Annotated in this window: 15 protein-coding genes; 9 read left to right on the top strand and 6 right to left on the bottom strand. The window is 65.3% G+C overall.

The features are described 5' to 3' along the window. Positions 1–27 precede the first annotated feature (27 nt). Positions 28–933 (bottom strand): LysR family transcriptional regulator, encoded by a 906-nt coding sequence (locus ACKTT0_RS10305; protein ID WP_407849813.1) that lies wholly within the window; start codon positions 931–933, stop codon positions 28–30. A 121-nt stretch (positions 934–1,054) separates the two neighbouring features. Here ACKTT0_RS10305 and ACKTT0_RS10310 point away from each other — a divergent pair, with 121 nt between their 5' ends. From ACKTT0_RS10310 to ACKTT0_RS10335, 6 genes are all read left to right on the top strand, one after another. Further along, complete coding sequence (locus ACKTT0_RS10310; RefSeq protein ID WP_407849814.1) at positions 1,055–1,879, top strand: TauD/TfdA dioxygenase family protein; 825 nt, start codon at positions 1,055–1,057, stop codon at positions 1,877–1,879. Positions 1,880–1,942: 63 nt separating this feature from the next. Further along, positions 1,943–2,920 carry a Bug family tripartite tricarboxylate transporter substrate binding protein gene (locus tag ACKTT0_RS10315; protein ID WP_407849815.1) on the top strand — a complete coding sequence of 326 codons (978 nt, stop codon included), beginning with the start codon at positions 1,943–1,945 and terminating at the stop codon, positions 2,918–2,920. A 7-nt stretch (positions 2,921–2,927) separates the two neighbouring features. Beyond that, a complete protein-coding gene (locus ACKTT0_RS10320) occupies positions 2,928–3,650 on the top strand; it encodes an SDR family oxidoreductase (protein ID WP_407849816.1) in 723 nt (240 codons plus the stop codon). Between the two features lie 238 nt (positions 3,651–3,888). Beyond that, on the top strand, positions 3,889–4,722 hold the full coding sequence (locus ACKTT0_RS10325) for an alpha/beta fold hydrolase (protein WP_407849817.1): 834 nt from the start codon (positions 3,889–3,891) through the stop codon (positions 4,720–4,722). Positions 4,723–4,794: 72 nt separating this feature from the next. Next, the gene (locus ACKTT0_RS10330; RefSeq protein WP_407849818.1) at positions 4,795–5,712 is read left to right on the top strand and encodes an MBL fold metallo-hydrolase; all 918 of its coding nucleotides are present in this window, start codon (positions 4,795–4,797) and stop codon (positions 5,710–5,712) included. Between the two features lie 43 nt (positions 5,713–5,755). Further along, positions 5,756–6,505, top strand: a complete 750-nt coding sequence (locus tag ACKTT0_RS10335; protein WP_407849819.1) for an SDR family NAD(P)-dependent oxidoreductase — start codon at positions 5,756–5,758, stop codon at positions 6,503–6,505. Positions 6,506–6,611: 106 nt separating this feature from the next. Here the strand turns inward: ACKTT0_RS10335 and ACKTT0_RS10340 are convergent, their stop codons facing one another. From ACKTT0_RS10340 to ACKTT0_RS10355, 4 genes are read right to left on the bottom strand one after another with little or no spacing between them, the layout of a single operon-like run. Next, positions 6,612–7,577 carry a Bug family tripartite tricarboxylate transporter substrate binding protein gene (locus ACKTT0_RS10340; RefSeq protein ID WP_407849820.1) on the bottom strand — a complete coding sequence of 322 codons (966 nt, stop codon included), beginning with the start codon at positions 7,575–7,577 and terminating at the stop codon, positions 6,612–6,614. 39 nt (positions 7,578–7,616) lie between these two features. Then, positions 7,617–8,612: an NADPH:quinone oxidoreductase family protein gene (locus tag ACKTT0_RS10345; RefSeq protein WP_407849821.1), complete on the bottom strand. Its 996-nt coding sequence runs from the start codon at positions 8,610–8,612 to the stop codon at positions 7,617–7,619. After that, positions 8,609–9,367, bottom strand: coding sequence for a crotonase/enoyl-CoA hydratase family protein (locus ACKTT0_RS10350; protein WP_407849822.1), 759 nt, complete (start codon positions 9,365–9,367; stop codon positions 8,609–8,611). The genes ACKTT0_RS10345 and ACKTT0_RS10350 overlap by 4 nt, the downstream gene beginning before the upstream one ends. Continuing rightward, positions 9,364–10,020 carry a TetR-type transcription factor C-terminal domain-containing protein gene (locus ACKTT0_RS10355; RefSeq protein WP_407849823.1) on the bottom strand — a complete coding sequence of 219 codons (657 nt, stop codon included), beginning with the start codon at positions 10,018–10,020 and terminating at the stop codon, positions 9,364–9,366. The genes ACKTT0_RS10350 and ACKTT0_RS10355 overlap by 4 nt, the downstream gene beginning before the upstream one ends. A gap of 134 nt (positions 10,021–10,154) precedes the next feature. Here ACKTT0_RS10355 and ACKTT0_RS10360 point away from each other — a divergent pair, with 134 nt between their 5' ends. The 3 genes from ACKTT0_RS10360 to ACKTT0_RS10370 are packed head-to-tail and all read left to right on the top strand — an operon-like array spanning position 10,155 to position 13,776. After that, on the top strand, positions 10,155–11,378 hold the full coding sequence (locus ACKTT0_RS10360; protein ID WP_407849824.1) for an acyl-CoA dehydrogenase family protein: 1,224 nt from the start codon (positions 10,155–10,157) through the stop codon (positions 11,376–11,378). A gap of 10 nt (positions 11,379–11,388) precedes the next feature. Further along, complete coding sequence (locus tag ACKTT0_RS10365) at positions 11,389–12,573, top strand: CaiB/BaiF CoA transferase family protein (RefSeq protein ID WP_407849825.1); 1,185 nt, start codon at positions 11,389–11,391, stop codon at positions 12,571–12,573. A 54-nt stretch (positions 12,574–12,627) separates the two neighbouring features. After that, positions 12,628–13,776 carry a CaiB/BaiF CoA transferase family protein gene (locus tag ACKTT0_RS10370; protein WP_407849826.1) on the top strand — a complete coding sequence of 383 codons (1,149 nt, stop codon included), beginning with the start codon at positions 12,628–12,630 and terminating at the stop codon, positions 13,774–13,776. Between the two features lie 35 nt (positions 13,777–13,811). On the opposite strand, the gene ACKTT0_RS10375 is transcribed toward ACKTT0_RS10370, so the two are convergent. Next, a complete protein-coding gene (locus ACKTT0_RS10375; RefSeq protein ID WP_407849827.1) occupies positions 13,812–14,780 on the bottom strand; it encodes a Bug family tripartite tricarboxylate transporter substrate binding protein in 969 nt (322 codons plus the stop codon). Between the last annotated feature and the right edge of the window lie 49 nt (positions 14,781–14,829).

Consider the following 14,829-nt stretch of genomic DNA (forward strand, 5'->3'; position numbering starts at 1 on the left):
TGGCGGCAGGTAAAGCAGTGCTTCAAGCTAGCTTCCGGGCGCCCCTGGCGCTGTCTTGCTGAAGTAGTCTCGGCATATCTGGACGAACTCGGCCACCGGCGGCGATGCCATATCTTCACGCCAGGCCAGCCCGACCGACAACTCGGGCGATGGTTCGCGAAACGGCCGATAAGCCACGCCGTTCAGCCGCAGCGCCATCTGCGACCGGGGCACCGGGGCGTATCCGCGTCCCGCCGCCACCAGCGCCAGCGCGGCATGCATGGTCTTGACCTCAAACCGGTCGGAGGGGTGGACCGCATACTGGTGGAAAAAATCGCGGAACAAGCTTTGCGTGCTGCGCCTGTGATCGTGGCTGGGGTAGCCGATCATGGTGCGTCCGTCCAGGTCGCGCACCGGCAAGGCCTTCTTGCGGGCAATATCCCATGTGGCGGGCACCGCTACCGCATAGTTTTCCGAGAACAGGCGCTGAGTACGCAACGACGGGTGGTAGATCGGTTCCCGCACCAGCCCGATGTCGATCGTGCCTTCCAGCAACCTGCCGATCTGTTCGGTAGTGGAATATTCAACCAGGTGGATCCGATAGGCCGGATGCCGCGAAAAATAATTGCGCAGCAGGCCGGGAAGAAAGGTATAGGTGTGGGCGTGCAGGATACCGAGCGTCAGCGATTCGATGTTTTTCTGGCGCGCCGCATTGACGATCTCCTGGCAACGGTCAGTGTCGTGCAGGATGGCGCGGGCATGCTTGAGCAGGGCTTCGCCCTCGACGGTCAGGCGTACCGACCGCGTCGTGCGGAACAGCAGCTTGGCATTAAGGCTGGCCTCCAGCGCCTGGATGTGTTCGCTTAATGGTGGCTGGCTGATGCCAAGGCGATTGGCGGCCCGGCCGAAATGGGCTTCTTCGGCGACCGCCACAAAATAGCGCAGGCGTTTCAAGTCCACCATTATTCTATTTTTTCCTATCAATCGCAGGATAAAACTGTATTAGACATGAATAATGCCGCTCCATACACTGGCCCGACCAAGTTGAGGTCCGCCCCAGAACAAGGAGAGAGGCATGCAAGTACGCAAGCTGACTGGCGTCATCGGCGCCGAGCTGCTCGACATTGATTTGTCCGGCGATCTGTCGGACGGCGACATCGCCGTGATCCGGCAGGCCCTGCTGGATCACCAAGTCATCTTCTTCCGCGACCAGACGCTGACCCCCGAGCAGCACATTGGCTTCGCGCGCCGCTTTGGCCAGATCAGCATGACACCGGTATATCGCACGCTGGATGAATACCCCGAGATCATGCCGGTGATCAAGGAGCCTACCGACCAGGACATCATTGGCGATACCTGGCATACCGACGAAACCTATCATCCAACCCCGCCGATGGGCTCCATCCTGTACGGGCGGGAGGTCCCGGAGGTAGGCGGCGACACTTTATGGGCCAACATGTACCGGGCGTACGAGACCCTGTCCGACGGCATGAAAGCCCGGCTGGCGGATCTGCGCGCCGTACATACCAACGATTTCCTGTCGGCCAATTCCAGATCCCGCAATAGCACCCGCTCGACCAAGCTGCGCGAAGACGTGGGCTCGATCACCAGCGTGCATCCCGTGGTGCGGACTCATGAGGAAACCGGCCGCAAGTGCTTGTTCGTGAACCATCCCTTTACCTATTCGTTCGAGAACATGACGCGCGAGGAAAGCCTGCCCCTGCTGCAGTTCCTCTACCAGCACAGCGCCAAGCCGGAGAACACCTGCCGCTTCCGCTGGCGCAAAGGGTCGATCGCGTTCTGGGATAACCGCTGCACCATGCATTACGCCATCAACGATTACCCGGGCCAGCGCCGGGCCATGCACCGCATTACGGTGCAGGGTTCCGTGCCCGCCTGAGTGCCGGGGCGCGCTGCGCGCGCCAGGCATGCCAATAACCACAATACCCACCGGAGAGACAACATGTTCAGAAGCTTCGTCTTTTGCGTACTGGCCCTGGCCCTGCCGCCTGCCGCCGGGGCCGCGGCGCCGGCCGATTCCTGGCCCGCGCGGCCCGTCACGTGGGTCGTGGGCTATGCGGCGGGCGGCACGACCGACATCATCGCCCGCACCCTCGCCCAGGCCCTGGGCGAGCAGACCGGACAGACTTTCGTGGTGGAGAATCGCACCGGGGCCAACAGTAATATCGGCGCCGAGATCGTCACGCGGGCCGCTCCCGACGGTTACACGTTCTATGTGGGATCCACCGCCAACGCGATCAACCGCACGCTGTACAAGAACTTGAATTACGACGTGGTCAAGGACTTTTCCAGTGTAGCCATGCTGGGCACTGTGCCGAACCTGCTGGTGGTGAACCCGTCTTTGCCGATCAAGAGCGTGCGGGACTACATCGACTATGCCAAGGCGCATCCCGGCAAGCTGACCTGCGCGTCGTCGGGCGCTGGTTCGGCCATTCATATGTCCTGCGAGCTTTTCAAGCTGCAGACGGGAACGAATATCCTGCACGTTCCGTACCGCGGCAGCGGGCCCGCCATGACAGACCTGCTGGGCGGGCAGGTCGATTCCATCTTCGACAACATGCCCACCGTGCTGCCCAACGCCCAGGCCGGCAAACTGCGCGCCCTGGGCGTAACGACGGCCGAGCGCTCGCCCTCCGCCCCGGACATTCCCACGCTGGCCGAATCGGGCGTGCCGGAGTTCCAGGTGCAATCCTGGTTCGGCCTGTTCGCTCCCGCCGCCACCGACCCGGCCCTGGTGCAGAAGATGAACCAGGCCGTCAACAAGGCATTGGCCAGCGACAGTGTGCGCCAGGTGTTCGCCCAGCGCGGTGTCGTAATGCCGCCGGCGCCCAACACTGCCTCGACCTTCGCCAAGTTCGTGCAGGGCGAGGTCGACAAGTGGGCCGAGGTCGTGAAGAAGTCCGGCGCCCGGGTCGAGTGAGGTCATCGTGAAGCCGCGTATTACCTTGATTACCGGTGCCAGCCGTGGCATCGGCCTGGCGACCGCCCAGCGCCTGGCGCGCGACGGCCATCTCGTGGTCGGCCTGGCTCGCAGCGCGCCCGGGGAGGCGTTCCCGGGTGATTTCTTCCATGCCGACCTGGCCGATACCCAGGCCACGGCGGAGGTGCTCGCCCGCATTGTGGCGAAGTTCGAGATCGACAGCATTGTGAACAATGCGGGCTTGACGACCTCGCATACGCTGCCGGAAACCTCGCCCGACGAACTGGACCGCTTATTGGCGGTGAACTTGCGCGCGCCCATGCAGTGTGTGCAGGCCTGCCTGCCTTCAATGATACGTAGCGGCCAGGGCAGCATCGTCAATATCGCCAGCCGCGCCGCGCTGGGCATGCCGCGGCGCACGGCCTATGCGGCGGCCAAGAGCGGCCTGCTGGGTTTCACGCGCACCTGGGCACTGGAGTTGGGCGTTCATGGCATTACTGTCAACGCGGTGGCGCCCGGTCCTGTCATGACCGAGCTATATCGCCGCAACAACCCCATGGACACCCGGCAGCGCCATGAACTCGAACAGCGCGTGCCGTTGCGGCGCTTGGGGCAGCCGGAAGACATTGCCGGCGTCATTGCCTTCTTCTTGTCGGGCGACGCCCGTTTCGTGACCGGCCAGACGCTGTACGCCTGCGGCGGCCTTTCGGTCGGGGCGGCGCCTTTGTAGGCTGCGCTCATGCACTGGCGGCCAGGGGCCGGTTCACCTGTGGGTGCCCGGCCCCTGCGGCGTATCGCGGGCATGGCGTCGGGCGCGAAATGCACGCGCCCGCCACCCATCACCATTGGTTCCCCCAGCACAACAGCGTGCTTCCCCCGGCGTGCCTACCGCTTGCGCGGCGTCGATCCTACGATGCATCCATCGTTTCCACCCGCGACGCAACGCCCACCCCAACCGGAGCACGCCCATGACCCGCAATACCTTCACCGCCCAGGACGGCACGCAGATCTATTACAAAGACTGGGGCGATGGCCCGGTCGTCACCTTTTCCCATGGCTGGCCGCTCAATGCGGACGCCTGGGACGGGCAGATGCATTTCCTGGCGCGCCATGGCTTTCGCGTCATCGCGCACGACCGCCGCGGCCACGGCCGTTCCTCCCAGCCGTCGTCCGGCAACGATATGAATGGCTACGCCGATGACCTGGCGCAGCTGATCGAGGCGCTGGACTTGCGGCAGATCACCATGGTCGGCCATTCCACCGGCGGCGGCGAGGTGGTGCGCTACATCGCCCGCCACGGCAGCCAGCGCGTGGCTCGGGCGGTGCTGATCGGCGCGGTGCCGCCGGTGATGGTGAAGTCGGCCTCCAACCCCGACGGCCTGCCCATGGATGTCTTCGATGGCATCCGCGCCGGCGTGGCGGGCGATCGTTCGCAGTTCTACAAGGAGCTGGCCGTTCCGTTCTACGGCGCCAACCGCGACGGCGCCACGGTGTCACAGGGCCTGCTGGACCAGTTCTGGCTGTGGAGCATGCAAAGCGGCCAGAAGAACGCCTACGAATGCGTCAAGGCGTTCTCCGAGACGGATTTCACCGAAGACCTGAAGAAAATCGACGTGCCGACCTTGTTTATGCACGGCGATGACGACCAGATTGTGCCGGTGCGGAACTCCGCCAGGAAGGCGGCGCGGCTGGTGAAGCGCGCCAGCGAAATCTACTACCCGGGCGCGCCGCACGGCCTCACCGCCACCCTGCAGGACCGCGTCAACGCCGACCTGCTCGCTTTCATCCGCGCCCAGGCCTGAGACGCACCCACCCCGTCGTGCCCTGGCCGACCGGCCCGGTCGACCCCTTGTTGCTCATCCGGAGATTCCGCCATGCTTTCCGTAGAAGATACTCTGCAGCCTCGCACCCAGACAGCGCCCGACCTGGTGCCCTCCCGTTACGCCGTCAGCATCGGCGAGATCGATGCGCTGGTGATCAGCGACGGGGTGCTGCCGCTGCCCACCGCGACAATGGCCACCAATGCCGACCCGGCCGACCTGGCCAAATGGCTGGACCACATGTTCATGCCGCCGGATGCGTTCGACTGGCCGCTGAACGTGATGGTGGCCCGCAGCGGCGACCAGACCATTCTCATCGATGCGGGCCTGGGCGGCCAGTTCCCGGGCTTCCCGCGTGCCGGGCAGTTTCCGCAGCGGCTGGCGGCCGCCGGTATTGCGCTGGAGTCCGTGACGGACGTGATCATTACCCATATGCACATGGATCACGTCGGCGGCCTGCTGGTCGCCGGCGTGAAAGAGCGCCTGCGTCCGGATGTGCGCATCCACGTTTGCGCCACCGAAGTCGAATTCTGGACCTCGCCGGATTTCTCGCAGACGGTGATGCCCAAGCCGGTGCCCAATGTGCTGCGCGCCACCGCCACCAGCTTCTACAACGAGTATCGCGACCGGCTGCGCATCTTCAAGGACAGGCACGAGGTCGCGCCGGGGGTGGTCGTGCGCATGACCGGCGGCCATACCCCCGGGCATAGCGTGGTCGACCTGGTCTCGGGCGGCGAACGCCTGACCTTTGCCGGCGACGCCGTGTTTCCGGTGGGCTTCGACCATCCCGAATGGCACAACGGCTTCGAGCACGACCCCGAGGAATCGGCCCGCGTGCGGATGCGCCTGTTCCACGAGCTGGCGCAGAACCGTGGCTTGCTGGTGGCCGCCCACCTGCCGTTCCCATCGGTGGGTCGGGTCGCCGTCGACGGCGGGGCGTTTCGCTGGGTGCCGGTGATCTGGGATTACTGAGCGCCGCTCGCAACCCTCCGCCACGCCAATGATGGGAACGTATATGAACAGGCTTTCAGGCAAGACCGCCGTCGTCACCGGGGGCAACAGCGGCATCGGCCTGGCCGCCGCCCGGGCTTTCGTGGAAGAAGGCGCGCGAGTGGCCATCCTCGGGCGGCGGCAGCAGGCCGTCGACGCCGCGGTGGCGCAACTGGGGCCCGCGGCTTTCGGCGTGGTCGGCGACGTTGCCGACTTGTCCACGCATGATCGCTTGGTGGCCGAGGTGCGCGAGCGCTGCGGCGCCATCGACATCTACATGGCCAATGCCGGCATGAACCAGATCGAGCCGTCTCCGGCCGTCAGCGCGGCCAGCTACGACGCCCAGTTCGACACCAACACGCGGGCCGTGTTCTTCGGTGTCACGAAGGCCTTGCCGCTGATGCGCGACGGCGCCTCCATCATCCTCACGGGCTCCATCGCCAGCGCGAAGGTGCTGGAGAATCACGCGGTATACGCGGCCTCCAAGGCGGCCATCGGCGCTTTCGCGCGCGCCTGGGCGCTGGAGTTCGCGGCCAGGCGCATCCGTGTCAACGTCTTGAGCCCCGGCCCCACCGATACTCCCATCCTCGCCAAGCTGGGGGTGGCCGAAGCCGACCGGCCGGCGTTCGACCAGGGCATGGCGGCCGCCATTCCGCTGGGGCGGCTGGCGCGATCCGATGAACTGGCCCGCGCCGCGCTGTTCCTGGCCTCGGACGACAGCAGCTTCGTTACCGGGGTGGATCTGCGGGTGGATGGGGGGATTGCGTTGAGTTGAAGGGCGGGGCGGACGCGTCGCTCGACACTTATCCGATATTGAAGATCGGGCGTGTCGTCGGCGATCCCGCGGGGCCGCTGAAACCGGCCCCGCCAGCCTGTACGCCCTAGAGTTGCGGAATATCGAACTTCTGGACCAGACTGACTTCACGCGTGATCTCGGACTCCTGGAATTGGCGCAGTTCCTGGGCATCGGCCGTGAATGCGCTGAAGTTGTTCTGGTCCAGATAAGCTTTGCTTTCTGCGTCTGAGTAAATGCTCAACAGGGCGTTCTCCATCGTGTCGATCACCCCTTTCGGAGTGGATCGCGGCGCGAACACGCCCCACCATGCCACTTGGAAAAAATCGCCGTAGCCGAGCTCCTGCAGCGTGGGAACGTCGGGGAGCGAAGGCATGCGCTTTTCGGACGTCACGGCAAGGATCTTGACCTTGCCAGCCTGCACCAGCGGTAGCGCGGCACTGAGCTCCACGATCGTGAAGTCGACTTGGCCGCCCGCCACGTCGGCGATGGTCGGCGCCGATCCCTTGTAGTTGATGGCGGCCGCGCGGCCACCCGCGATGGAGAGCAGCCATTCGGTTGCGATGTTGTAAGTGGCGCTGCCGCTTCCATAGTTGAGCGTCATGGGATCGCTCTTGGTGCGATCCAGTAGCTCGGTCGCCGTCTTGTAGGGGGAGTTCGCCGGCACGAACAGCCCCATCGGTGAATAGGCCACTCGCGCTACGGGCGCGAGATCGGCCAGTGGATCATACGGAAGCTTCTTGTATAGCGCGACATTGGTGGTGACGGGCCCGTTCGCAGCCCAGAGCAGCGTGTAGCCGTCGGAAGGCGAGTTGATGACGGCCTGCGCGGCAATGATCGCATTACCACCGGTGCGGTTTTCCACGACGATGGGTTGTCCCAGCGAGGTTTCCAGGCGGCGGGCCGTATATCTCGCGACCGTATCCGTGCCCGATCCTGGCGGATAGGGCACGATGAGCTTTATCGGCTTGTCCGGATAGGTCGCCTGCGCTTCGCCCGCCATGGCTGCGAACGACAACGTGGCCGCGGCGAGTGTGAGAAGTAACTTCTTCATGATGTCTCCCTGTTTCTCCTGGCGGTTATGCCTGCTTTTCTATGGGTTGAGCACGCTTCTTCCAATGACGCTGCGGCTGGACAGGGCCTGCAGCGCCTGGCGAAAGTCGGCCAACGGATAGGCCGATTGTGTTCTGGGATTCAGCAGGCCGGATGACGTCCACTCCAGCATCTCCTGGAATGCCTTCCGGACGCGCGCCGGCATGCCGGCTGGCGGCGCTTGCCGGCCCCAGCCCATGTAGTAGCCCCAGTAGAGGCCGACCACAGTGATGTTCTTGACCAGGGCGATGTTGGCCGGAACGGATGGGATGATTCCGCTGGCGAAGCCCATCGGGATGATGCGCCCTTCGGGGGCGATGCACCGGAGCGATTCCTCGAAGGCCTTGCCCCCTACCGGGTCGAAGATGACGTCGGCGCCGCGGCCGTCGGTCTTGGCGAGCACGATGTCGCGGAAGCCGTTCGCGCTGTAGTCGATGCAGATGTCGGCGCCGTGTTCGGCCGCCACGCGCAGCTTTTCAGGGCTGCCGGCGCTGGCGATGACCGTTGCCCCCATGACCTTGCCCAGCTCGATCGCGGCCAGGCCGCTGCCGCCGGCGGCGCCATGGACCAGGAGCGTCTCGCCGGGGGCCAGCCGGGCGCGCCACTTGAGCGCCGCGTAAGCCGTGGCATAGATGGTCGGGAAATGCACGGCGGCGTCGAACGACACATCAGCCGGCAGCGCGAAGACATTGCACTCCGGAGCGGCTACTTCTTCGCTGAAGCCGCCTCTCCGTACACCGGCGACCACGCGGTCGCCGGGCTTGAAAAGCGAGGTCCGCGCGCCCCGCTCGAGCACGATGCCGGCCACCTCCGTGCCAGGCGTGAAGGGCGGGTCGGCCCGATTCTGGTGCTTGCCTTCGATCGCCAGCAGATTGGCGAAGCTGACGCCGGCCGAACAAACCTTGATGCGAATGTCCTGTGGCCCGACCGGCGGCGGCGGCACGTCGGCCAATCGCGCATGGTCCAACCCGTAATCTTCAACGACGACGGCCTTCATTTGAGTTTCCCGTGACGCCCATCCCCAGATGCGAAACGGGCCGCGCCATGGACGGCTTCCCGGGCCTTGGCGTTGCTGGCGTACTCGTTCTCGGCCACCAATGCCTCGGCCAGGGACAGGGCCTCCTGGTGATACGCGGAAGCCCTGTCGGAAGCCATGGCGATGGGGGGGAATTGGCACATGGCGTGCGCCAGGGCCTCCGCCTCGGCTCGGGCCTTGCCGTCTTCGACCACGCGGTTTGCCAGGCCCATCGTCAATGCTTCATCGGCCGGGACGATCCGCGCGGTCAGCAGCATATCCAACGCGCGGCTCATACCGACCAAGCGGGGAAGGCGGACGGTCGTGCCGTCGCTCATCGGCACGCCCCAGCGGCGCGACAGCACGGCAAAGGAGGCGGAACGCTCGGCCACTCGCAGGTCGCACCACAGCGCCAAGCCCAGGCCTCCCGCGCAGGCATGTCCGGACACCGCCGCGATGATCGGCTTGGCGGCCGGCCGGGACAGCGGGCCGTCGGCGCCCGCCCACGCCTCGTAGACGACGCCGTTCGCGAGCTCTTTCAGGTCGGCGCCGGAGCAAAAGCTGCCGCCGGCGCCGTAGAGCACGGCGACCAGGGCGGTGGCGTCGGCTTCGAAAGCGTGCACGGCTTCGCCAAGCGCAGCGGTGGCTTCGCGATCCAGGGCATTCCTGACCTCCGGCCGATTGATAATGATCGTGGTGACCGGACCGTTCTTCTCGACAAGAATCTTCGCGCTCATTTGACCGACTTCAGCACACGTTCGGGAAGCAGCGCATGCACTGCGAAATTGGCGATCTCTTCCGCAAGCAGGATGCGGTCGGCGCGGGTTTCGCCGTCGCGCGGGTGATACCAGCGCGATGTCCAGTTCAATGCGCCGAGCAGCGGCTTGACCGCGACCCTGGCATTGACATTGCGGAATTCGCCGCTGCGCACGCCTTGTTCGATGACGTCCAGATAGAGCCTTTCGTTGCCGTCACGCAGGGCGGTGATGCTCGATATTTCCTGCCGCTCTTCCTCGGTGGTGCGGCCGCTCAGGTGCATTTCCAGGCCCTGGGCCGCAACACGTAGATAATCCAGGTGTTCCATCATCAACAACGTATGGGCGACCGCCATGGCCTTCAGGCGCTCGCGGGGCGTGCCGGGGCCTGTCGCGATGCCCGATATGGCTTCCCGGGTAAGCTCCATGGCGCGTCGCTGGACCGCAAAGAACAGCTTGGTCTTGTTGCGGAAGTGGTAATAGATGATCCCCTTGGAGGCGCCGTAGTTGTCGCTGATATCGTCCAGCGAGGTGGCGGCAAAACCTTGCTTCATGAAAACCGCGGCCGCGGCGTCAAGAATGGCGGACTGTTTTTCGTCGCCGATGGGCGTGCCTATTTCGCGTTTTCTACCCAAGACTGTTCTCCCGAATTTCCCGGCGCCGCTGCGAACCGGCCCACATGAAGGGAGAGTGGCACGTCGCGGCAAAGTACGTTAAATTAATACTACGACGTATCATTATTATTTGTCCAGTGGCTGGGAGACATGACATGCAGCCGGGTGTGCGCGGCCAGGAACATCTGCAGTGGCCTTTTTTCGAGACTCGACACGCCACGCTGGCGGCCACGCTGCACGCCTGGGCCGGCAGGCTGCAATTGCCCGCGCTGGGCGATCCCCAACCGTCGAGACGGGCAGTGGACGACGCGTGCCGCCAGATCGTCCGCGAGTTGGGCGAGGCGGGCTTTCTGAGCCTGTGCGTGCATACGGGGGAAACAGATGCTGGCGGGCTGGACTGCCGGTCGATCTGCGTGGCGCGCGAGTCATTGGCGCGGCGTCATGCTTTGCTGGATTTTGCCTTCGCCATGCAAGGGCTGGGCTCGGGGGCGATTTCGTTGGCGGGAACGCCGGCGCAGCGCGCCCGCTACCTGCCCGAGGTGGCCGCCGGCAAGCGTATCGCCGCGTTCGCCCTGTCCGAGCCGGAGGCGGGCTCCGACGTGAGCGGGATGTCCTGTGTTGCCCGGCCGGACGGTGACGGTTATGTGCTGAATGGAGAAAAGACGTGGATATCCAACGGAGGCATCGCGGACTTCTATGTGGTGTTCGCCCGGATGCCGGGCTCGGAGCGATCCAAGGGCATCTGCGCGTTTGTCGTTGACGCCGGCACGCCGGGGTTCGAGGTCGTGGAACGGCTCGACGTGATGTCGCCCCATCCGCTGGCGCGCATCCGCTTCAAGGACTGCCGGGTTCCGGCCGCCAGCTTGCTGGGCGGAGCGGGCGACGGCTTCAAGCTCGCCATGCGCACGTTGGATGTCTTTCGCACGTCCGTGGGCGCGGCGGCATTGGGCTTTGCCCGTTGCGCCCTGGATGCCGCGGTGGCGCGCGCCAATGATCGCCATATGTTCGGCGCGACGCTGGCCGCCATGCAACTGGCGCAGGCGAAGATCGCCCAGATGGCCACCCGGACCGATGCCGCCGCGTTGCTGGTGTACCGGGCCGCGTGGCTGAGCGACCAGGGTGTGCGCATTACCCGCGAGGCGGCCATGGCCAAGCTGGAGGCTACGGAAGCGGCGCAGTTCGTCATAGATTCGGCCGTTCAATTGCATGGGGCGGCCGGGGTCCGGCTGGGGGCGACCGTCGAACGGTTGTATCGGGACATACGCGCGCTCCGCATCTATGAGGGCGCCACCGAGGTTCAACAGATCATCATCGGCAGCGATGTGCTGAAGGCGGCCCGGGAACAGGCCGCCGGCACGGACGTCAACAGTGCCGCATAGGAGCAACTCAATGGAGGGCAAGGGCGCATTGTCGGGCATTGTCGTAATCGATGCCTCGAATTTTGTCTTCGGGCCGGTGGCGACCCAGATGCTGGGGGATATGGGCGCCGATGTCATCAAGATCGAACCGCCGGAAGGCGATCCCACGCGGGGGATCGGCGCGAGCCACAACCCTGGCATGGGCTCGTTCTTCCTGAACTTGAATCGCAACAAACGCAGTGTCGTGCTGGACTTGAAATCGGACGCCGGCAGGCAAGACCTGCGCCGGCTGCTCGCGACCGCCGACGTGTTTGTCCACAACATGCGCAGCGCCGCGCTGCGGCGCCTGGGCTTGGCATACGAAGCGCTGGCGGCGGAGTTCCCGCGCCTGGTCCATGCATCCGCCCAAGGTTTCGGGTCTGGCGGCGACTACTTCGACCGTCCCGCGTACGACGACGTGATCCAGGGCCTGAGCGGGGTCGCCGGCATCAACGCGGCGGCCACGGGGACGCCGTCGTATTGGCCTGCCCTCATATCTGACAAACTGTGTGGCGTGTACCTGGCGCATGCCATCACGACCGCATTGCTGCACCGGGAAAGAACCGGCCAGGCCCAGAAAGTCGAAGTGCCGATGTTCGAGACGATGACCGCATTCAACTTGCTGGAGCACCTGGCGGATGGCGTGTTCGCCGCGGCGGACGGCTCCCGGCCGGGGTGGCGCGGTTATTCGCGGGTGCAAAGCTCGCATCACCGGCCGCTTGCGACGAAGGACGGGTATATCAGCCTGGTGGCCAACACTGACGGCCAGTGGCGCCGATTGTTCGATTTGATAGGACGCCCGGAGCTGGCGAACGACCCCAGGTTCAGCACGCTGGGCAACCGCATACGGAACATCGGCGAACTGTACGAGATCATAGAACAGGGACTGGCCCGCCATACCTCATCCCGCTGGCTGGAAATGCTCGAGGCCGCCGACGTGCCCGCCGGCCCGATCCACGGCATGGACGATCTGCGCGAGGATGCCCACCTGAAGCACGCCGGGTTCTTCCAGACGCTCGATCATCCCACCGAAGGGCCGCTGGTGATGCCGGGCGTGCCACTCAGGTTCTCCGCGTCGCCTGGGTCGGTCAGGCTTGGGCCCCCGATGCTGGGGGAACACAATGGCGACCTGCTTGGCGAGCCGCATGGGGGCGGACAAACGGACGAAGGGCGATAGCTGGGCAATCGCATCAGTTGCCCAGGAACACGAATCGGGAAGGTGGAGTCGAATATGGGATACCCGCTTGAAGGAATAACTGTTGTCGCCGTGGAGCAAGCCGCGGCCGCGCCCTATGCATCCAGCCGCCTGGCAGACGCGGGCGCGCGGGTCATCAAGATAGAGCGCCCACAGGGGGATTTCGCCCGTGGTTATGACAACGCGGTTGATGGAGACAGTACCTACTTCGTCTGGCTCAATCGCGGCAAGGAATCCGTGGTGCTGGACTACACCCAGCCCGAGGACGCTGCGCTGTTGCAAAGGCTGATCGCCAAAGCCGACGTACTGATCCAGAATCTTGGCCCCGGGGCGGCCGCGCGCGCCGGGTTCGGCTGGGAGAAAATGCGTCAGCTCCACCCGCGCCTGATTACCTGCGATATCACCGGGTATGGCGAACAAGGGCCGAACGCCGAAATGCGCGCATACGACCTGCTGGTGCAAGCGGAGAGCGGCATTGCGTCGGTTACCGGTACGCCGGAAGCGCCGGGACGGATCGGTATTTCAGCATGCGATGTCGGAACGGGCATGTATGCGCACGCCGCGATATTGGAGGCGTTGCTGGAGCGCGGGCGGACGGGGCAGGGTAGCGCTATTCATGTGTCATTGTTCGACTCGATGTGCGACTGGATGACAGTCCCGCTGCTGCACTACGACTATGCCAGGACGGTGTGGCCCCGGGTCGGCTTGGCCCACCCGACCATAGCTCCGTATGGCGCTTATGAAGTGGGCGGCGAACTGGGCGAGCCAAAGGCCATTCTCGTGGGGGTGCAGAATGACGGCGAATGGCGGCGTTTTGCGACGCAGGTTCTGGAGCGGCCCGATTTGGTAGATGCCACGGACTACGCCACCAATATGCTGCGCGTCCAGAACCGCGAGCGGCTTGACCGAGAAATCAAGGCGATCCTCGCGGGTTTGTCCGCGGACGAGGTCCGCCAGAGAATGCGGACCGCGCAAGTGGCGTTCGCGCAAGTCAATGGCGTAGAGGAATTGACGGCCCATCCCCATTTGCGCAGGATTTCCGTTCCCACGGCAGCGGGGGAAGTGGCGCTTGTCGCGCCGCCGGCAATTGTGCGGGGAGACGAGCGTCAATATCGCGCCATTCCCGCCTTGGGCGAGCATACCGAGAAAATCCGCGCCGAATTCGCTGGCGGGGCCGCCGATTGACCGGCGCAGGCCGTTGGGGGTAGCGGGCGCGCCGCTCAATTGTCCAGCACCACGCCCGACTCGCGCACGATGGCCTCCCACTGCGGCGCTTCGCGCATCCATTCGGCCCGCAATGCCGCGGGCGTCCCAGGCCCGGCCACGAAGCCGTTGGCCAGGTATGCCTGGCGCACCTCGGGCAGGGCCAGCACTTCGCGCAGCGCGTCGGAGAAGCGGGCAATGGCTTGCGGATCCGTGCCCTTGGGCGCGGCGAACGCCCACCAGTTGCTCTTCACGGCATCCGGAAGGCCGGCTTCGGCGGTGGTGGGAATATCCGGCAACGCGGCAAAGCGCTCGGGCGCGGCCACTGCCAGTACGCGCAACTTGCCTTGCGGCAGGAAGGCCGCGGCCACGCTGTAGCCGCCGATGTAAAGTTGGATCTCGCCGGCCAGCAAGGCCTGCACGGCCGGCGCGGAGCCGCGATACGCGATATGTGTCATCTCGGCCCCCAGCGCCTTGACCAGCCGATAGGCGGAAAGGTGCGGCGTGGTGCCCATGCCGGGCGATCCGTAGTTCAGCTTGCCTGCCTGGGCGCGGGCATAGTCGCGGAACTGTGCCAGCGTGCCGGCCGGCACCGCGCCGGCGGCGTAGACGAAGGCTGGCACATCGACCAGCTTGCCCACCGGTTCCAGGTCGCGCAGCGGGTCGAAACCGAGCCCGCGATACAAGTACTGGTTGATGACGAAGTTGTTGGTTGCCCCAAGCACCAGCGTGTAGCCGTCCGGCCTGGCGCGCACGGCTTCCTGCACGCCGATGTTGCCGCCCGCGCCGCTGCGATAGTCGAGCACGACCGGCTGGCCCAGGCGCTTTTCCAGCAGCGGCTGGATCTGGCGCATGGCAACGTCGCCGGCCGCGCCGGGCGCGTACGGCAGGACGATGCGGATCGGGCGATCCGGGTAGGCCGCGCCGGCGGCCATGGACCAGCAGATCGCCAGCAGGATCGACAAGGCTTGATGTCGCAACCGCATGATGCTTCTCCGCAAAGTGGCGCGGGCCAGGCCCGCGGTGTCGACGGCG

Origin of the sequence: Bordetella saccharivorans (genome assembly GCF_045862855.1) — a bacterium.
Classification (GTDB): domain Bacteria; phylum Pseudomonadota; class Gammaproteobacteria; order Burkholderiales; family Burkholderiaceae_B; genus Bordetella_A; species Bordetella_A petrii_F.